The following is a 19,767-nucleotide window of genomic DNA, read 5'->3' on the forward strand; positions in this document are numbered from 1 at the left end:
TAGATCCGCGCGGGCCACGTGCGTCAATGGTCGGAACACGTACGTCAAGGCTCGGGAGATGTGGAACGCGGCGGCGGACCGTCTTCCCACCGCGTCCCACCGGTCGTTACCGCGTTCCGCCGACGATCGCGGCCAATTGGACACCGCCCCGCAGAACGAGATGCAGATCGTGCACCCCGGTCACCTCCGCCGGCATCGGTGCGCTGACCACGTGCCAGTCGTACCGGCCGTCCGTGCCGGCGGGGACGTGTAGGCCGGCGAGCAAGGTGCCGGTACCGGGACCGCCGTCGGCGTAGATCTCGACGGTGGCGGCCTCCTCCGTCGCGCGGGACACCTCGGCCGTGATGACGCGCGGTCTGTCTGCCGGGCCGCCCAGGTCGACCGAGCGGTAGCGCAGTTGGCAGTGGATGTCACCGGCTGCCGGCGTGACCGCCTCCCCCTTCTCCCGGGTGGCGTCGACAAGCGTGCCGCCCACGCACTCGTCGAAGTCGACGGCCTCCAGTCGTCCGCCGATGAGGCCGCGGACGGGGAGGGTCGGCCCCGTCACGGTGAAGGGCGCTGTCAGGGTGATGGCTTCGGCCGAGTGCCCGATCAGGATCTCGTACTGTCCCGGGTCCACGGCGAAGGCGCCGGCCGAGACGGACCAATGGGCCAAGGCCGCGACGGGCATACCGAACTCCAGCCGCCGCCGTTCACCGGGGGCGAGGGAGACTTTGCGGAAGTCCGTCAGACCGCGCCTGGGCGCGCGGTGACAGGCGGCGAGCGCGCGGGTGTAGAGCTGCACGGTCTCGGTGCCCGGGCGCGTTCCGGTGTTGGTGAGCTCGACGCTCACGGTCAGGGTGTCGTCCTGTGCCGCTTCCCGGGCGGACAGTTGCAGATCGGAACAGGCGAAGCTGGTGTAGGACAGGCCGTGCCCGAAGGGGTACAGGGGTGCGGCCTCGTGGTACTGGTACGTCCAGCCTGCGGTGATGATGTCGTAGTCGAGGCGGCCGGGCAGCGGGTCGTCGCCGCGGTACCAGGTCTGCGGGAGCCGTCCCGAGGGTTCGGCCTCGCCGAGCAGGATCGCGGCGAGTGCCCGACCCGTCTCCTGCCCGCCGTGGGAGGTCCACACCACGGCGGGCAGGTGCTTGTCGGCCCAGTCGACGGCGTACGGGTAGCTGCTCATCACGACCAGCACCGACTCGGGGCGCTCGGTGGCGACGGCGCGCAGCAGGGCTTCCTGCGCAGGCGGCAGCGAGATGCCGGCACGGTCCTCGGTCTCGCGGCCGTTGATGTGCGGGTCGTTTCCGAGGACGACCACGGCGACGTCCGCCGAGGCGGCGGCCGCGACGGCTTCGGCGATTCCGTCCCTGACGACCGTTCGGGTCCAGCGTTCCGCCTTCTCGGGGGCTTCGGCAGAGAGAGTGACCCGGCCGGTGGCGGGGTCCACGGCGGCGTATCGGCCGTTGCTGATGTTGCGCAGCAGTTTCGTGCCGTCCGGCTGGGGTTCCAACCGGAAGGTCTCGTGGACGAACCAGCCGTTCGGCTGCGTCTGGTCGGCGGCGAGAGTGCGGTCGCTGTCCTTAAGGGTGACGTAGCGCTCCGTGCGCGCGTTGCGGAGGGTCAGCACGCCTTCGCCCCAGTCGAACAGGTCGTGGCAGGCGCTGTCGCCGGACTCCTGCTCGTCGGTGGAGGCGCCGGCCACCATCGGCCCGCCGGGGTCGAACACCGGGACGCGCAGGAGGCCTCCGGTGGAGTCGGCTCGCAGCGTGATCCGGTCCACTCCCTCCGCACAGACCAGTTCCGCGCCGCCCTCCTTGAGCCCCGTCTCCAGGCCGGTGGCGACCGTGATCCGGTATGGCATGGTGCCGCTGTACCAGTCCTCGAAGAGGGTGTCCGCCAGCGGGCCGACGAGCGCCACGCGCCGGCCGGGGGCCGGTGACAGCGGCAGTGCCCCGTCGTTCTTCAGCAGCACCACCGACTCGGTGGCGGCGCGCAGCGCGAGCGCACGGTGTGCGGGGCTGTCCACGACGTCGTCGCGGATACCGGCGTAGGGGTCGAGGTCCGGATCGAACTCGCCGAGACGGAAGCGGATCGACAGGTGGCGTCGCGCGGCGCGGTCGATGTCGGCCTCGGTGAGCAGCCCGCGGTCGACCGCCGTGCGGAGTCTGCCGAGGGTGATGCTGCCGTCCTCGCGCTGTTCGGTGATGCTGTCGACGCCGGCGCGTACCGCCGCCGCGTGGGAGGTGGGGTGGTCGTCGAAGTAGTGCTCCGATTCGGCGAGGTTGGTCACGGCTCCGGCGTCGCTGCAGACGAACAGTTCGTGGCCGGTGGGCTCGGCCCAGCGTCGTACCTCGGTCTCGATCAGCGGACTGACATGGCAGGGGCGGCCGTTGATGAGGTTGTAGGCCGGCATGACGCCGGTGGCGGCGCCGGACTCGATGGCCGGGCGGAAGGCGGCGAGGTCGTATTCGTGCAGCACCCTGGGCGGCACCACGGAGGAGGTGAGGTCGCGCTCGTCCTCGTTGTTGTAGGCGAGGAAGTGCTTGAGGAGGGGTGCCGTCCGCAGGTAGACCGGGTGGTCCCCGGCCAGCCCACGGCAGTAGCTGACGGAGAGCCGGCCGGTGAGCAGCGGATCCTCCGCGTACCCCTCTTCGTTGCGGCCCCATCGGGGGTCGCGCAGCAGGTTCACCACGGGGGCCCAGATCTGGAGACTGTGCGGGTAGCCGTCGTCGGAAGGGCGCCGGTGGAAGGCGCGGGCCTCGGTGCCGACGGCCGTGGCGACCTCGTGCAGCAGTTCCTCGTCCCAGGTGGCGCCCAGGCCTACGGCCTGCGGGAACACGGTGGCCGGCCCCAGCCAGGACACGCCGTGCAGGCCTTCGGTGCCGGTCTTGAAGGGGGCCAGCCCGAGGCGTGGGACCCCTGGTGAGTACTGGTAGAGCAGCTCGATGCGCTCGTCGAGCGTCAGCCGGGAGATGAGGTCGTCGACTCGCTGTGCGAGGGGTATCGCGGGGTTGCGGAACGGCAGGTCGGTGGTGGGCGGCTCGGGGGGTGTGGCGGCGGTACTCACCTGAGATGTCCCTTGCAGGAGGTCGAAGGAGAAGGCGGGAAGCGTGGCGACTGCGCGCCCGGCCGACGTACGGCTTTCCTCGATTGCACTGTCGCGCAATCGAAGCGCTTCGACGTTGACATGACGCTGAGTCGCGTGTCAATCACGGGTCGCCCAGCCGTCGCAAGTCGTCTTTCCAGCGCGGGCGTACCTCTCTGAGCGGTCGCCCAGAAGAGCAGCTCACCTGGGTCAAAGTCGCATTGAGCGCGGGGCGCACCGCCACCCTCGACCGTGTCTGTTACCGGAAAGTGACCTGGACGGCCCGTTGTCGTCCCCGGAAACACAGTCTTAGTGTCACCGCAATATCGAAGCGCATCGACTCGGATATCTCCTGCCCTCCCTGCATCAGGCCACCGGACGACTCAGCGTCGGCCGCCCGCCGGTCGGATCCACGAAAACGAAGGGCTGCAACGACATGAGCATGGAGACCAACCGTCGAGCCGTCCTGCGAACAGCCGCAGCGGGCGCCGCCTCCCTCTCACCGCTGCCGGCCGCCTCCGGCGGCAACGCCTCCGGCGCCGGCAAGGACGGCACCAGCAGCAAGAAGGGCCTGGCCGCCGCGCTGCCCGTCCATGTGCCCAGCACGCTCGGCAAGCAGGACATCGCGTCCGTCGAACTCCCCAACAGAGCGGTCACCGAGGCGGGTTACCTCACTTTTCCCGCGCACTCGAAAGGCAAGGACCCGTCATGACCCATGTCCCGCACCTCTCCCGCCGAGGACTGCTGGCCGCCGGGGCGGCCGCGGCCGCGCTCCCTGTGCTCGCCCCGTCCGCTGCCTCCGCCGCATCCGCCGACGCGACAGGCAAGGTCCGACGCACGCCCTACACCTTCCGTAACGCGGAGATAGTCGGCGGCGGTTTCGTCACCGGCATCATCTTCAACCAGAGCGAACCCGGACTGGTGTACGCCCGTACCGACATTGGCGGCGCCTACCGCCTCGACACGACGTCCCGGCGGTGGATTCCCCTCACCGACTGGATCGGCTGGGACGAGTACGGGCACACCGGCATCATCAGTATCGCCAGCGACGAGGTCGACCCCAACCGCGTCTACCTGGCGGCGGGCACCTACACCATGCCCGAATGGGACCCGAGCATGGCGGCGATCCTGCGCTCGACCGACCGCGGCCGCACCTGGAAGACCACCCCGCTGCCGTTCAGGCTCGGCGGAAACATGCCCGGCCGGGGCATCGGCGAACGGCTGGTGATCGACCCCAACCGCAACAGGATCCTGTACCTGGGAGTGCGCGGGGGCCACGGGCTGTGGCGCAGCACCGACTACGGCAAGACGTTCGCGAAGGTAACCGGCTTCCCCAACCCGGGAAACTTCGTCCCCGACCCCACCGACCCCGACGGCTACAACGGCGACAACCTGGGCGTGCTGCAAGTCGTCTTCGACAAGCGCACCGGCAGAGCGGGCAGGGCCACCCGGACCCTCTACGTCACCGTCGCCGACAAGGACAACATCCTGTACCGGTCCACCGACGCGGGAGCGAGCTGGGAACGCGTGCCAGGGCAGCCCACCGGCTTCATCCCGCACCACGCGGTCCTCGACCACGTCGGCGGCTACCTGTACCTGGCGACCAGCAACACCGCCGGCCCCTACGACGGCGACAAGGGCGACGTGTGGAAGCTGGACACCGCCACCGACACCTGGACCCGCATCAGCCCGGTTCCATCCACCAGCGACGACAACCAGTGGGGTTACAGCGGCCTGACCATCGACCGGCAGAACCCGGACACCCTGATGGTGTCCACCCAGATCAAGTGGTCCCCCGACTGCATCCTCTTCCGCTCCACCGACGGCGGCGCGAGCTGGACCCGCGCGTGGGACCTGGGCCCGAACTCCGAGCGCACCCTGCGCTACGACATCGACATCTCCAACGCCCCCTGGCTGACCTGGAACGCCTCGCCGCCGCTGCCCGAGATCGCCCCCAAGCTGGGCTGGATGATGGAGTCCGTCCAGATCGACCCCTTCGACTCCGACCACTTCATGTACGGAACCGGAGCGACGATCTACGGCGCGGACAACCTGACCGACTGGGACAACGGCGGCACGGTGCACCTGTCCGTACGGGCCCAGGGGCTGGAGGAAACCGCCGTCATGTGTGTGATCAGCCCGCCCGTCGGCGCGGCGCACCTCTTCTCCGGTGTCGGCGACGTCGGCGGCTTTCGGCACACGGACTTCCACAAGGCGACGAAGATGTACGACAGCCCGACCTTCGGCGGCACCCCGGCCCTCGACTACGCGGAGCTGGCGCCCCACACCATCGTGCGGGTCGGCCACCCCACCAGCGGCTGGACCCAGCACTTCGCCATCTCCACCGACAGCGGCGACACCTGGCAGCCGTCGGGCAGTGAGCCGTCCGGCGTCACCGGGCCCGGAGTCGAGGACCAGGCCGTCGCCATCAGCGCCGACGGCAGGCGGATCGTCTGGTCACCTGCCGGTGCGCCGGTCAGCTGGTCCGACGACCACGGAGCAACCTGGACGGCGTCGAAGGGGCTGCCGGCCGGAGCCCCGGTGCGCTCCGACCGGGTGAACCCGGCGAAGTTCTACGCCTGCCAAGCCGGCGTCTTCTACCTCAGCACGGACGGCGGCAAGAGCTTCGAGGCCACGGCGGCGACCGGTCTGCCCACCGCGGGGAACGTCCGGTTCAAGGCGGTACCGGGCCACGAGGGCGACATCTGGCTGGCCGGCGGCACCAGCAAGCCCACCACCCCCACACCGTACGGGCTGTGGCGGTCGACCGACTCCGGGACGTCCTTCACCAGGCTCGAGGCGGTGGACGAGGGCGACGTCGTCGGATTCGGCAAGGCCGCACCCGGTGCCACGTACCCCGCGGTCTACACCAGCTCCAAGATCCACGGCGTGCGCGGCATCTTCCGTTCCGACGACGCGGGCCGGACCTGGACCCGCATCAATGACGACCGCCACCAGTACGCCTGGACCGGCAACACCATGACCGGAGACCCGCGGATCTACGGTCGCGTCTACTTCGGGACGAACGGACGAGGAGTCATCTACGGCGACCCCAAGTGAGGTTCGGCTCCCGGCCGCCTCGCTCCGCACCTGCCGTCCCGAAGGGGAGACCGACGTAGCCCTGCCGCCAGGGCAGGACGACCGACTTCTCCTCTCCTGTGTGATCCCCCCACTCAGCACACATTCCGGAGGGCTGATGACATTCCGTACCGGCTGGGCCGCGCTTCTCGCGGCTCTGGCTCTCGTCCTCACCCTGCCGAACTCGGCAGTGGCAGCGTCACAGACGTACTGGTTCAAGCACTACTCGACCGGCGGCAACGCCTCGACGTGGTACGCCAACGACAACTCCTGGGGTGTGAACTCCCCGACCGGCACCGGCTTCGTCGCCATGGTCAACGGCAAGGACTGGGGCTGGTCGTCCCCGGTGACCACACTCCCCAAGAAGATCGGCGCCGTCAGCCCCAACAACAACTCGTGGTTCAGCCAGTCGGCGTGGCCGAAGTCCGGCTCGCGCTACAACGCCACGTACGACATCTTCATCGACCCCTACCCCGAGCCGAACAACCGCAACTCCAAGACCGAGCTGATGATCTGGCTCAACTGGTCCAACACCCAGCCGCTGGCCGACCGCTACGACGGGAACGGCAACGCGATCCCGACCGTGACCAATGTCAGCCTGGGCGGCCGCAGCTGGGACATCTACGACTACAACTGGCCGAACGGCGACCACACCCTCAGCTTCCTGGACAGGAGCAGGTCCGGCTGGTGGTCCGGCAGCCTCACCCCGTTCTTCAACTACGGCCTGAACAAGGGCCTCTACACCAACGACCACTACCTCAACAGCGTCATGGCCGGCTGGGAATTCGGGCCGGGTGACTACACCGCCCACTCCTGGGGCGCCGTGGGCTTCTGACGCCGCCACAAGCAGAAGGGCGGACCGGTGACCGGCCGCCCTCTGCCCGGAAGCAGCACCCGACTCTCCGTACGGAGGGTCGAGTGGCCCAGAATCAGCGCCCGACTCTCCGCAGGGAGGCACCGTCATGACCACACGCAGCATCACTGACCGCCTGGGCGGACTCGCCTTCGGCGGGGACTACAACCCCGAGCAGTGGGACGAGCCGACCTGGAAGGAGGACGACGAGCTCATGCGCCGGGCCAGGGTCAACCTGGCCACCATCGGTGTCTTCTCCTGGGCCCTGCTGGAACCGGAGGAACGGCGCTACGACTTCGCCTGGCTGGACGCCCACATCGACCGCCTGCACGCAGGCGGCGTGGCGGTCGACCTCGCCACCCCGACGGCCTCCCCGCCGCCCTGGTTCAGCCTGGCCCATCCCGACGCGCTTCCGGTCACTCCCGAAGGCACCCGCCTCACCCACGGCAGCCGCGACACGTACTGCCTCACCGCGCCCGCCTACCGCAGTGCGGCCCGCCGGATCGCTTCCGCCCTGGCCGAGCGGTACGGCGACCACCCCGCCGTCGCGCTGTGGCACGTGCACAACGAGTACGGCACGATCTGTTACTGCGACCACACTGGCGCAGCCTTCAGGGTGTGGCTGCGCGCTCGCCACGGCTCGCTGGAGGCCCTCAACGACGCGTGGGGGACGGCCTTCTGGAGCCAGCGCTACACCTCCTGGGAGCAGGTGCTGCCGCCGCGCGCGACGCAGTGGCACAAGAACCCCGGCCAAGCACTGGACTTCCGCCGCTTCTGGTCGGACGAGATCATCGCCGCCTACCGCGAGCAGCGCGACGCGATCCGCGCGCACAGCGACCGGCCGGTGACAACCAACCTGATGCTCCCCGCCTACCAGAACATCGACCTGTGGGCCCTCGCCCGCGAACTCGACGTGGTCAGCTCCGACCAGTACCCCAGCTCACCCGGTCTGGACGCCGCCGCCGACGTCGCCTTCCACGCCGACCGCACCCGCTCCCTGGCCGGCGGCAGCCCCTGGCTGCTGATGGAGCAGGGCACCAATACCGTCTACGACCGCGGCCGGACCCTCGCCAAGGAGCCCGGGGACATCGTGCGCCACACCCTCGGCCACATCGCGCGCGGTTCGGAGGGCGCCCTGTTCTTCCAGTGGCGGCAGTCCCGGGCCGGCGCCGAGATGTGGCACTCGGCGATGGTCCCGCACGCGGGGCCCGACAGCCGTATCTTCCGCGAGGTCACGCAGGTCGGCGAGGCGGTCGCCCGGCTCGGGGAGCTGGCGGGATCGACGGTCACCGCCCCGGTGGCCGTCCTCCACGACTCGGACGCCTGGTGGGCGCTGAGCTCGGACGGCCTGCCCTCCCCCGACCTCGACTACCACGCGGAACTGGGCCGAGCACACCGAGCTCTGTGGGACGCCGGTGTCACGGTCGACTTCGCCCACCCCGAACACGAGCTGGGCCGCTATCCGCTGGTCATCGCGCCGGCCCTGTTCCTGATGTCCGACGCGGGCGCCGAGAACCTGCGCCGTTACGTCGAGGGTGGTGGGACGCTCCTCGTCCAGCACGCGAGCGGATTCGTCGACGAGCGACTGCACGCCCGGCTGGGCGGCTACCCCGCCAGGCCACTGCGCGAGGCGCTGGGCATCCGCGTCGAGGAGTACCGGCCGCTGCGGCGGGCCGAGCGGATCGCCCTGTCGGACGGGTCGTACGGCACCGTCTGGAGCGAGTCTGTGCGAGCCGAGGGCGCGGAAACGCTCGCCACGTACACCCACGGCATGCTCACGGAGAGTCCCGCGCTCACCCGGCATCGCTTCGGCACCGGACAGGGCTGGTACCTCTCGACCCGCCTGGAAGAGACCGACTACGGCGCTCTGGTCCGCCAGCTGCTGAAGGAGGCCGGCGTCGAGCCCGAACTGCCAGGTCTGTCGCCTGGTGTTGAAGTCGTCACACGGCACGCGCCCGACGGCCGCCGCTGGCACGTCCTGATCAACCACCGCACCGCCATGCTGCACCTGCCGGAGCCCGCGCACGACCTGCTCACCGGGGCCGTCGCACACGAAGTCCAGCCCGGTGGCTGCGCGGTTCTGCGCAAGTCCTGACCTGGAAAAGGTGATTGAGCCGGTGGCCGTGGTCCGGGTCGGCCGCTGTCGTCAGACGGACGGCCTCCTCGGCGTGCCGCACGGCCTCGGCGACCACGTCTGCGGGCATCCCGTCCGGCGGGATCTCGGTCGGCAGCAGGGTCGCGACGAGGCCGGAGTGCACGAGCGGCACCACCGGCTTGCCCGGTGGCAGCAGCCCGAGCGCCTCACGGAAGCGATCCGCCGACTTGTGGCGGGCCTGGACGTCCTCCGGATCGGCCTGGCTCAGCGCGTTGCCGAGGCCGCAGAGCAACACGGGCCGCATCGGATGGTCCGGCCCCGCCTCGTCGAGGCAGCCGAGGAGGAGGTCGACGGCGTCCGTGAGCGCGTCGGGATGGTGCGTGTGAGCCGAACCGCTACGCGGCCGATCACTTCCTGGCCGTGGTGCTCTGGTCGGCCACCCTCGTGGCCCTCGCCGCTCTGCTGGGCCACGCTCTGGCGGCCCGTCCGCCGCACCGGTTCGGCGGTGGGGGCGCCCGGCTCGCCGAGGCCCAGCAGTCCGCCTGGTGGCTGGCCTTCCGTGAGCACCCGGACGCCACGGTGCACGTCGGCTGCATCCTGCACGACGGCTCCTATGTCGCCGGCACGCTGCACAGTTACAGCCGGGCCTCCGCCGAGCACGGCGACCGGGACCTCACCCTGCGCGGCAAGATCACCTACCGGACGGCCCGCGGCGGGGTCGCGGCTGCCCTGCCGAACGTCAACCTCGTGGTGCTCAGCGCCCGCGACATAGCTGTCCCGACCGTGACCTACGTCCGCACGCAGGCCGCCGTCGCCGAATGACGTCCCGTCGGGCCGCTTGATGAGCGCCGTAGGACCTGGTCACACTGACGGACATGGACGCCCTTCGGACAGGTGACCCCGGACTGTTCACCCCGGACTCGGTCACCTGGCAGATGCACGGCGACCCCATGATGTGGGTCGCCGGAGTCCGCGCGCTGTATCTCCAGGCCCTGCACCCGCGTGCGGTGCGCGGTGTCATGCAGAACTCCGACTTCCGGCAGGACGCCTGGGGCAGGCTGCTGCGCACCGCGAACTTCGTCGGCACCATCACCTACGGCACGACCGAGGCCGCCGAGAAGGCCGGCGCCCGGGTCCGGAAGATCCACAGCATGCTCAGCGCCACCGACCCGGACACGGGCGAGCGCTACGGCGTCGACGAACCCGACCTGCTGTTGTGGGTGCACTGCGCCGAGATCGACTCCTACGTCCACGTCGCCCGCCGCTCCGGGTTCCACCTCACCGACGCGCAGGCCGACCGCTATGTCGCCGAACAGCGGGTCAGCGCCCGCCTGGTGGGCCTCGACCCCGACGCCGTACCGGCGAACCAGGCGGAGATGGCGGCGTACTTCGAGAAGGTGCGGCCCGAGCTGGCGTGCGGACCCGAGGCACGCGCGGTGGACGACTTCCTCCTCCGCCCACCGACGCATCCCCTGCTCGTCCCGGCGCGCGAGGTGCTGTGGCGGCGCGTGGCGCAATTGGCGTACGCCGCTCTGCCGCCGTACGCCCATGAGCTGTACGGCAGACCGGCCCCCGAACCCGCCACCGTCACCCGCCAGTTGCGTGCCACGGGCACCCTGCTGCGCTGTGTTCCCGCACGTCTGCGCTGGCAACTCCCGCCCAAACACATCCTGCGCGCGATGGCACGGCTCGGCCCGGGCTCGCGCCCGGCACCGTACAAAGTCGGACGATAGCTCGCCATACTGGACGAGCCGGGGGAGGGTGGGGCGGACCGTGACGGGGGGCGATCGCGGGAGATGGGGGACAGCAGGCTGATCCAGGGCCGGTACCGGCTGCTCGAACTGATCGGGCGCGGCGGTATGGGCGAGGTGTGGCGGGCGCGCGACGAGTCGCTGGGCCGGCATGTCGCCGTGAAGTGCCTCAAGCCGCTGGGGCCCCACCACGACCACTCCTTCACCCGTGTCCTGCGGGAGAGGTTTCGCCGCGAGGCCCGGGTGGCCGCGGCGCTCCAGCACCGCGGGGTGACCGTCGTCCACGACTTCGGCGAGTCCGACGGCATCCTGTTCCTGGTCATGGAGCTGCTCCAGGGCCGCAACCTCAGCCAGCTCCTGGAGGACAACAAGCAGCACCCACTGCCCGTCCCGGACGTCGTCGACATCGCCGACCAGGTCGCCGCCGCCCTCGCCTACACCCACCAGCAGGGCATCGTGCACCGCGACCTGAAGCCCGCGAACATCATGCGGCTCCCCGACGGCACGGTGAAGATCTGCGACTTCGGCATCGCGCGCCTCGCCCACGACATCGGCTTCACCTCCCGGCTGACCGGCACCGGCATCGCCATGGGCACCCCCCACTACATGTCGCCGGAGCAGATCGGCGGGGAGGAGGTGGACCAGCGCAGCGACCTGTACTCGCTGGGCTGCGTGCTGTACGAGATCACCACCGGGGTGCCGCCGTTCGACCTCGACGACCCCTGGGCCATCCTCGTCGGCCACCGGGACACCCCGCCCCGGCCGCCGCGCAGCCACCGTGCCGAGCTGCCCGAGTACTTCGAGCGGATCATCCTCGACCTGCTGGCCAAGCGCCCCGAGGAACGCCCGCACGACGGACGGGAGCTGGGCCGCCGGATCGGCCTGGGCCGTACGACACCGGCGTACGTGCCGACCGTGGTGACCCCGCAGCCCGTCCTCAGGCCCCCGGAGCCCGCGGCCCGCGAGCCCCGGCTGCCGTCCTGGACCCGGGGCATGACCACCGGCCACAAGGCAACCGGCGCCGGACTGCGCACCACGCCCCCCGACGCCGCGGCCGGCCTCACCGGCGAGTGGATCCCCCGCCCGGCCACCGGCCGGCCCGACGAGACGGCCGTACCCGAAGAACCGGCCGCCCCGTCCGCGGCGACGCTCACCGCGCTGGGCGCACGGCACAACGCCGGGCTGAGCCTCGGCCGGCTGGGCCGCTGGACCGAGGCGGGCGAGGTGCACCGGGCCGTCGCCGCGGAGCGCGAGCACCTCCTCGGCCCCGAACACCCCGACACTCTCGCCAGCCGCTACGAGCTCGCCTTCACCCTCAGCCGCACCGGCCGCGCCGCCGACGCGCTGCGCGAGTACAAGCACGTCGCCCGCGCCCGCAGCCTCGCCCTCGGCCCGGACCACCCCGACACGCTGGCCGCCCGGCAGGAAATGGCGTATGTGCTCGGCCAGTTGGGCCGCCACTTCGACGCGCACCAGGTCTACACCTCGGTGCTGACCGCCCGCGAGCGCAGCATGGGCGCCGACCACCCCGACACCCTGCGCTGCCGCCACAACCTAGCCTTCAACCTCAGCAGGCTCGGCCGCCTGGAGGACTCCTACCGTATGGCCGCCGAGGTCGCCGCCGCCCGCGCCCGCGTCCTCGGCCCGCAGCACCCCGACACCCTGGTCACCCGCTACGAAGTCGCCTACGCGCTGGGCCAGTTGGGCCGCTGGGCGGAAGCCCTGCAGACCTACCGCGAGGTCGCCGAGGCCCGTGCCCAGGCGCTCGGCCCCGACCATCCCGACAGCCTCGCCGCCCGCTACGAGGTCGGCATCAGCCTCGGCCGCCTCGGCCGCAGCGCGGAGGCGCTCCGGCTCTACCGCGACCTGATCGACGACCGCACCCGCGTCCACGGCCCCGCCCACCCCGAGACCCTGCGCGCCCGTCACGGCCTCGGCGTCAACCTGGGCCGCCTCGGCCGCTGGGAGGAGGCGCTCGCCGAGTCCCGCGACGTGTGCGCGATCCGTGAGCGTGTCCTCGGCGCGGACCACCCGGACACCCTGGTCAGCAGGCGTGAGGTCGCCGTGAGCCTCGGCTGGCTGGGCCGCTGGCCGGACGCGCTCAGCGAATACCGCGCGGTGGCCGACGCCCGCGAGCGCGTACTCGGCGCCGACCACCCCGACACCCTCGCCAGCCGCAACGACGAGGCCCACTGCCTTCAGCAGCTCGGGCGGGGCGCGGAGGCGGTCGAGCTGTACCGGAGGGTGGCGGTGCTGCGGCAGCAGCGGGTCTCAGGGGGCGGGTGACTCCGGACGGCCGCACGTCTGGCCGACCTAGATCATCACGTGTTACGAAGAACCATGCCTGCACACGAGGGACACCCGGGACACCGTACGTACGACGCCGTCATCGTCGGCGGAGGCCACAACGGGCTGGTCGCCGCCGCCTACCTGGCCCGGGCCGGCCGTTCCGTGCTGGTGCTGGAGCGGCTGGACCACACCGGGGGCGCCGCCGTGTCCACCCGGCCGTTCGCCGGGGTCGACGCGCGACTGTCGCGCTACTCGTACCTGGTCAGCCTGCTGCCGAAGAAGATCGTGCGGGATCTCGGCCTCGACTTCCGCGTCCGCACCCGCGACGTCTCCTCGTATACCCCCGTGGAACGCGACGGACGGCCCACCGGACTGCTCGTGGGCGGCGGCGAGCGGCGCACCCGGGAGGCGTTCGCGCGGCTCACGGGAGGGGAGCGCGAGTACGCGGCCTGGCGGCGCTTCTACGGGATGACCGGCGAGGTCGCCAAGCGGGTGTTCCCGACGCTCACCGAGCCCCTCCCGAGCCGCGAGGAGCTGCGCCGCCGGGTGGACGACGAGGAGGCCTGGCGGACCCTCTTCGAGGAGCCGATCGGCGTCGCCGTCGAGGACCGGTTCGCGGACGACCTCGTGCGGGGCGTGGTCCTGACGGACGCGCTCATCGGGACCTTCGCCGACGCCCACGACCCGTCCCTGAAGCAGAACCGCTGTTTCCTCTACCACGTGATCGGCGGCGGCACCGGCGACTGGGACGTTCCCGTCGGCGGCATGGGCGCCCTCACCGACGCCCTGGCCACGGCGGCCCGAGACGCGGGCGCGGTCATCGCCACCGGCCACGAGGTGGAACGGATCGACACGGACGGCCGTACGGCGGAGATCACCTATCGGACGGCGGACGGCGAGGGTGTCGCCGCCGCCCGGCACGTGCTGGTCAACGCCTCGCCGCAGGCCCTGGCCGCCCTCACCGGCGACACGCCCCCGGCCCCCGCCGAGGGTGCCCAGCTCAAGGTGAACATGCTGCTCAAGCGCCTGCCCCGGCTGCGCGACAGCTCCGTCGACCCGCGCGAGGCGTTCGCCGGCACTTTCCACATCGCCGAGGGCTACGAGCAGCTGGCCACCGCCCACGCGCAGGCCGCCGCAGGGGACCTCCCCGCCGCGCCGCCGTCCGAGATCTACTGCCACTCACTGACGGACCCGACGATCCTCGGACCCGACCTCGTCGCACAGGGCTACCAGACCCTCACCCTCTTCGGCCTGCACACCCCGGCCCGGCTCTTCGAACGCGACAACGACGCCGTGCGCGAGGAACTGCTGAAGTCGACGCTCGCCCAGCTGGACGCCCACCTCGCCGAGCCGCTCGCCGACTGCCTGGCGACCGACGCCGACGGACGCCCCTGTGTCGAGGCCAAGACTCCACTGGACCTGGAGCGCGACCTCCGCCTCCCCGGCGGCAACATCTTCCACCGCGAGCTGGCCTGGCCGTACGCCCAGGAGGACACCGGCCGCTGGGGCGTGGAGACACGGCACGCGAATGTGCTGCTGTGCGGGGCGGGTGCCGTGCGCGGGGGAGGGGTGAGCGGGGTGCCCGGGCACAACGCGGCGATGGCAGTCCTGGAGGCGGCCGAGGCCTGACGCACATGCCCGCGGCGAGGAGGGGTACTCCGCATAACGGACCATTCGTACTAGTCACGGGGAGGCCATCATGGCCGATCTCAGCCCCACTGACCTGCAGAAAGCCCTCCGCGGTGCCGACTACCCGACCGACCGGCAGCACCTGGTGGAGCGTGCCCGCAAGAACCATGCCGACGAGAAGATCGTCAGCCGACTGGACGGCATGAAGCGTGACCGCTTCGACGGTCCGAACGACGTCCAGAAGGCCGTCTTCAACGAGTAGCGCGCCACGGATCCGGGCCGGGCGGCCACCTGGATGATCTCCTCCGGGCGTGGCGGACCGGCCCGGTTTCCGAGCGAAAGCCTCTTTGGTCGCGCGCGCACCGCCCCACCCCGCTCCACATGAGGCGTCAGTTCGCCGAGGCGCTCCAGCCGCTCGCCGTGATCCGCGCCGCGTCCGCCGGCCGTGCCTCGTCGAAGAGGCCGCCATCGGGCGCCTCGACGCGCAGGCCGTCGACGTACGCGCCACGGCCCACGTAGAGCCGGTCGGTCGCGTACCGCCAGCGGATCACCAACTGCCGGCTCGCGGGGAGTTGCGCCGCGAGCCGGTGCCAGACCCGCCCCGACCAGCCGGTGACCGTGCCGTCCACGTGGTCCCGCGGCCGTTCGCCGTGCCGTGTCGTCGTGAAGGGGAGCGGCTGCCAGGCGGCGCCCCCGTCGGTGGTCGCCTCCAGGGTGAGGGTGTCCGCAGTCGGCTCGGTGTCCCACCACAAGGCACAACACAGTTGGGCGTCGCCCGAGGACGTGTCGAGCGGCGGGAGCGCGAGGGTCGCGGTCGTTGCGGTCGCCATTGCGGAGAACCATGCGGTACGACCGTGCCGCGGCCGTACCGGGACGGCCCGCGCCATGTTGTTGGCGGCGGCCACCCTGGGCGCCGAACCGGAGCGCCAACTGCGCACCGGATGCACGGAGTTGCCGAGTACGACGAGGAAGGATTCGGTCGTCGGGTCGAGGACCAGCGAGGTGCCGGTGAACCCGGTGTGCCCCGCGGTGCGCGGGGTGGCCATCGCGCCCATGTACCAGTGCTGGTAGAGCTCGAATCCGAGGCCGTGCTCGTCGCCGGGGAACGCTGTGTTGAAGTCGGTGAACATCAACTCCACCGACTCCGGCTCCAGGATGCGGGACCTGCCGTAGTGGCCGCCGTTGAGCAGCGTCCGGCCGAGGACCGCCAGGTCCCAGGCGGTCGAGAACACGCCCGCGTGGCCCGCGACCCCGCCGAGGCTGAAGGCGTTCTCGTCGTGCACCTCACCCCAGACGAGCCCACGGTCCAGACCGGACCAGGGCTTGCGGGCGTCCTCGGTCGCCGCGATCCTCGGTTTCCAGGCGGCGGGCGGGTTGTAGCGGGTGCGATGCATGCCGAGCGGGCCGGTGATCTCGTCGCGCAGGAGGGTGTCGAGCGGCCGGCCGGTGATCTTCTCCAGGACCAGTTGGAGGGATATCAGGTTCAGGTCCGAGTAGAGGTACCTCGTTCCCGGTGGGTTCAGCGGTGCCTCGTTCCAGATGAGCTGGAGCTTGTCCTCGTACGTAGGCGCGTTGTACAGCGGGATCCAGGCGCGGAACCCGGAGGTGTGGGTGAGGAGTTGACGGATGGTCATTTCCTGCTTGCCGGCTCTGCCGAAGTCCGGCAGGTAGGAGGCGACGGTCGCCTCCAGTCCGAGCGCACCCCGCTCGATCTGCTGCACGGCCAGGATCGACGTGAACAGCTTGGACACCGAGGCCAGATCGAAGACGGTGTCCTCGGCCATGGGGATCTGCTGGTCAGCGGGTAACTCGACGCCGGTGTCGGTCTTCTCGTCGTACGCCCCGTAGCGCACCGCCATCCCGATCGGCTGGTGCAGGGCCACGGTGCCGCCACGCCCGGCGAGCAGGACGGCGCCCGCGTACCAGGGGTGCTTGGGGGAGGGGCCGAGGAACGCCTCGGCGTCGGTGACCAGTTGGCGAAGGTGGGCGGGGAGGAGGCCGGCCCGTTCGGGGGAGCCGTGGCGGAGAGTGGGATGCGCGGAGGCGGGGGCGGCGGCTGCGGCCGGGGCGACGGGTAAGGGCGCGAGGGCCAGGGCACCGCTCAAAGCCAAGCCGCCCAGCTGACGGCGGGTAAGTCTGGGGGCCACTTCATCGGTCATCGTGAAACCCTCCTGGCGGGTGCCGAGCGTGTCAATGAGGCGTGTGCTTTCCTGAGGCGAGCAGAAAACTGACGGTGCATCAGAAAACCCCTTCCGTCCTCTGGAGGACTCCGGCATCCTGCGCCCATGGAGACGGAGCTGAGCAAGAAACTGGGAGTCGAGCACGCCATCTTCGGCTTCACGCCGTTCCCCGCCGTCGCCGCGGCCATCAGCCGGGCCGGCGGCTTCGGAGTGCTCGGCGCGGTCCGCTACACGGCCCCCGACGACCTCAAACGCGACCTCGACTGGGTCGAGACCCATGTCGACGGCAGACCCTATGGCCTCGATGTCGTGATGCCCGCGAAGAAGGTGGAAGCGCCGAAAGATCAAACACTGACCGAGGCCGACGTCGAGGCGATGATCCCGGAGGGGCACCGGCAGTTCGTCAGGGACACCCTCGCCAAGTACGGCGTGCCCGAACTGGCCGAGGGGGAGGCGTCCGGCTGGCGCATCACCGGGTGGATGGAGCAGGTCGCCCGCACCCAGCTCGACGTCGCCTTCGACTACCCGATCAAGCTGCTCGCCAACGCCCTGGGCTCACCCCCCGCGGACGTGGTGGAACGCGCCCATGACCAGGGCGTCCTGGTCGCCGCGCTCGCGGGAAGCGCCCGGCACGCCGTCAAGCACAAGGAGCGCGGCATCGACATCGTGGTCGCCCAGGGCTACGAGGCGGGCGGCCACACCGGTGAGATCGCCTCCATGGTGCTCACGCCGGAGGTCGTGGAGGCCGTCGATCCGCTGCCCGTACTGGCGGCCGGGGGCATCGGCAGCGGCCAACAGGTGGCTGCCGCACTCACCCTCGGTGCCCAAGGCGTGTGGCTGGGCTCCATATGGCTGACCACCACAGAGGCCGACCTCCACTCACCCGCCCTGACCCGCAAACTGCTCGCAGCCGGCTCCGGCGACACGGTGCGCTCGCGCGCCCTGACCGGAAAGCCCGCACGCCAGCTGCGCACCGAGTGGACCGACGCCTGGGACGACGCCCAGGGACCCGGCACCCTGCCCATGCCCCTGCAGGGCCTGCTGGTCGCCGAGGCCGTCTCGCGTATCCAGAAGTACGAGGTCGAGCCGCTGCTCGGCACGCCCGTCGGTCAGATCGTCGGCCGGATGAACAGCGAACGCAGTGTCCAGGCCGTCTTCGACGACCTCACCCGCGGCTTCGAGCGAGCCGTCGATCGCATCAACCGCATAGCCGGAAGGAGCGGCGAGTGACGAGCACCAGCACACCCCCGGCAGGCTTCTGGGCGCAGGCCGCGGCCGACCCGCACCGCACGGTCCTCGTCGCCCCCGACGGCGAGGAGTGGACCGCCGGCCGTCTGCACGCCGCCGCCAACCGCCTCGTCCACGGTCTGCGCGCGGCGGGCATGGAGCGCGGCGACGCCTTCGCGGTCGTCCTGCCCAACAGCGCGGAGTTCTTCGCCGCGTACCTGGCCGCCAGCCAGGCGGGCTTCTACCTGGTCCCGGTCAACCACCACTTCGTCGGCCCGGAGATCGCCTGGATCGTCGCGGACTCCGGTGCCAAGGTGCTCCTCGCCCACGAACGCTTCGCGGCCGCCGTGCGCAGCGCCGCGGACGAGGCGGGCCTGCCCGTCACCCACCGGTACGCGATCGGCCGGGTCGAGGGCTTCAGGCCGTACGCCGAACTCCTCGACGGCCAACCGGAGTCGGCGCCCGACGACCGCACCCTCGGCTGGGTCATGAACTACACCTCGGGCACCACCGGCCGACCGCGCGGCATCCGGCGCCCGCTGCCCGGCAAGCTCCCCGAGGAGGCGTACCTGGGCGGCTTTCTCGGCATCTTCGGCATCCGCCCGTTCGACGACAACGTGCACCTCGTCTGCTCGCCGCTCTACCACACCGCCGTGCTCCAGTTCGCGGGCGCGTCGCTGCACATAGGTCACCGCCTGGTCCTGATGGACAAGTGGACGCCCGAGGAGATGCTCCGCCTGATCGACCGGGAGAAGTGCACCCACACGCACATGGTCCCGACCCAGTTCCACCGCCTCCTCGCCCTGCCCGAGGAGGTGCGCGCCCGCTACGACGTCTCCTCCATGCGGCACGCCATCCACGGCGCCGCCCCCTGCCCCGACCATGTGAAGCGGGCGATGCTCGACTGGTGGGGCCCGTGCGTGGAGGAGTACTACGCGGCCAGCGAGGGCGGCGGCGCCTTCGCCACCGCCGAGGACTGGCTGAAGAAACCGGGGACGGTCGGCAAGGCGTGGCCCATCAGCGAACTCGCGATCTTCGACGACGACGGCAACCGGCTCCCGCCCGGCGAACTCGGCACCGTTTACCTGAAGATGAACACCGGCGGCTTCGCCTACCACAAGGACGAGTCCAAGACGCGGAAGAACCGCATCGGCGACTTCTTCACCGTCGGCGACCTGGGTTGCCTCGACGAGGACGGCTACCTCTTCCTCCGCGACCGCAAGATCGACATGATCATCTCCGGCGGCGTCAACATCTACCCGGCCGAGATCGAGTCCGCACTCCTCGCCCATCCCGCCGTCGCCGACGCGGCCGCCTTCGGTATCCCGCACGACGACTGGGGCGAGGAGGTCAAGGCCGTCGTCGAACCGGCCCCCGGGCACGAGCCCGGCCCCGCCCTGGCCGCCGCGATCCTCGACCACTGCGCCGACCGGCTCGCCGGCTACAAGCGGCCCAAGAGCGTCGACTTCATCGCCGAGATGCCGCGCGACCCCAACGGCAAGCTGTACAAGCGGCGGTTGCGGGACCCGTACTGGGAGGGCCGGACGCGACCTGTGTGACCGAGGCCCGGCACGCGGGACACGTCGGCGGCTTGGCCG

The 19,767-nt window shown here is 71.0% G+C and carries 14 protein-coding genes; 11 read left to right on the forward strand and 3 right to left on the reverse strand.

Going from position 1 to position 19,767, the window contains the following annotated elements:
* Positions 1 to 106: 106 nt before the first annotated feature.
* Entirely contained in the window at positions 107 to 3,049 is a 2,943-nt protein-coding gene (locus tag IF78_RS0108055; protein ID WP_031480061.1) for a glycoside hydrolase family 3 protein, read from the reverse strand.
* 454 nt (positions 3,050 to 3,503) lie between these two features.
* Between IF78_RS0108055 and IF78_RS0108060 the strand changes: the two genes are divergently transcribed.
* The 4 genes from IF78_RS0108060 to IF78_RS0108075 all read left to right on the forward strand — a co-directional run bounded on the left by IF78_RS0108060 (position 3,504) and on the right by IF78_RS0108075 (position 9,093).
* A complete protein-coding gene (locus tag IF78_RS0108060; protein WP_031480063.1) occupies positions 3,504 to 3,779 on the forward strand; it encodes a hypothetical protein in 276 nt (91 codons plus the stop codon).
* Complete coding sequence (locus IF78_RS0108065) at positions 3,776 to 6,127, forward strand: sialidase family protein (RefSeq protein WP_031480065.1); 2,352 nt, start codon at positions 3,776 to 3,778, stop codon at positions 6,125 to 6,127. The genes IF78_RS0108060 and IF78_RS0108065 overlap by 4 nt, the downstream gene beginning before the upstream one ends.
* A gap of 136 nt (positions 6,128 to 6,263) precedes the next feature.
* Positions 6,264 to 6,980 (forward strand): GH12 family glycosyl hydrolase domain-containing protein, encoded by a 717-nt coding sequence (locus IF78_RS0108070; RefSeq protein WP_031480067.1) that lies wholly within the window; start codon positions 6,264 to 6,266, stop codon positions 6,978 to 6,980.
* Between the two features lie 127 nt (positions 6,981 to 7,107).
* Positions 7,108 to 9,093 (forward strand): beta-galactosidase, encoded by a 1,986-nt coding sequence (locus tag IF78_RS0108075; RefSeq protein WP_031480069.1) that lies wholly within the window; start codon positions 7,108 to 7,110, stop codon positions 9,091 to 9,093.
* Here the strand turns inward: IF78_RS0108075 and IF78_RS0108080 are convergent.
* The gene (locus IF78_RS0108080; protein ID WP_031480071.1) at positions 9,032 to 9,397 is read right to left on the reverse strand and encodes a hypothetical protein; all 366 of its coding nucleotides are present in this window, start codon (positions 9,395 to 9,397) and stop codon (positions 9,032 to 9,034) included. The two genes, IF78_RS0108075 and IF78_RS0108080, sit on opposite strands and share 62 nt — an antisense overlap.
* Before the next feature lie 110 nt (positions 9,398 to 9,507).
* Here IF78_RS0108080 and IF78_RS0108085 point away from each other — a divergent pair, with 110 nt between their 5' ends.
* The 5 genes from IF78_RS0108085 (at position 9,508) to IF78_RS0108105 (ending at position 15,024) form a co-directional block, all read left to right on the forward strand.
* Positions 9,508 to 9,915 (forward strand): DUF6338 family protein, encoded by a 408-nt coding sequence (locus tag IF78_RS0108085; RefSeq protein ID WP_267882948.1) that lies wholly within the window; start codon positions 9,508 to 9,510, stop codon positions 9,913 to 9,915.
* 53 nt (positions 9,916 to 9,968) lie between these two features.
* Positions 9,969 to 10,826 (forward strand): oxygenase MpaB family protein, encoded by an 858-nt coding sequence (locus IF78_RS0108090; RefSeq protein WP_031480075.1) that lies wholly within the window; start codon positions 9,969 to 9,971, stop codon positions 10,824 to 10,826.
* 63 nt (positions 10,827 to 10,889) lie between these two features.
* Positions 10,890 to 13,130: a serine/threonine-protein kinase gene (locus IF78_RS0108095; protein ID WP_031480077.1), complete on the forward strand. Its 2,241-nt coding sequence runs from the start codon at positions 10,890 to 10,892 to the stop codon at positions 13,128 to 13,130.
* 54 nt (positions 13,131 to 13,184) lie between these two features.
* The gene (locus IF78_RS0108100; RefSeq protein WP_031480079.1) at positions 13,185 to 14,762 is read left to right on the forward strand and encodes a phytoene desaturase family protein; all 1,578 of its coding nucleotides are present in this window, start codon (positions 13,185 to 13,187) and stop codon (positions 14,760 to 14,762) included.
* 70 nt (positions 14,763 to 14,832) lie between these two features.
* Positions 14,833 to 15,024 (forward strand): DUF2795 domain-containing protein, encoded by a 192-nt coding sequence (locus IF78_RS0108105; protein WP_031480081.1) that lies wholly within the window; start codon positions 14,833 to 14,835, stop codon positions 15,022 to 15,024.
* A 127-nt stretch (positions 15,025 to 15,151) separates the two neighbouring features.
* On the opposite strand, the gene IF78_RS0108110 is transcribed toward IF78_RS0108105, so the two are convergent.
* Entirely contained in the window at positions 15,152 to 16,921 is a 1,770-nt protein-coding gene (locus IF78_RS0108110) for a serine hydrolase domain-containing protein (protein ID WP_031480083.1), read from the reverse strand.
* A gap of 126 nt (positions 16,922 to 17,047) precedes the next feature.
* Here IF78_RS0108110 and IF78_RS0108115 point away from each other — a divergent pair, with 126 nt between their 5' ends.
* Entirely contained in the window at positions 17,048 to 18,172 is a 1,125-nt protein-coding gene (locus IF78_RS0108115) for an NAD(P)H-dependent flavin oxidoreductase (RefSeq protein WP_031480085.1), read from the forward strand.
* Positions 18,169 to 19,728 carry an acyl-CoA synthetase gene (locus IF78_RS0108120; protein ID WP_031480087.1) on the forward strand — a complete coding sequence of 520 codons (1,560 nt, stop codon included), beginning with the start codon at positions 18,169 to 18,171 and terminating at the stop codon, positions 19,726 to 19,728. Before IF78_RS0108115 ends, IF78_RS0108120 begins: the two co-directional genes overlap by 4 nt.
* Positions 19,729 to 19,767 lie beyond the last annotated feature (39 nt).

Source organism: Streptomyces bicolor (assembly GCF_000719285.1).
GTDB lineage: Bacteria > Actinomycetota > Actinomycetes > Streptomycetales > Streptomycetaceae > Streptomyces > Streptomyces bicolor.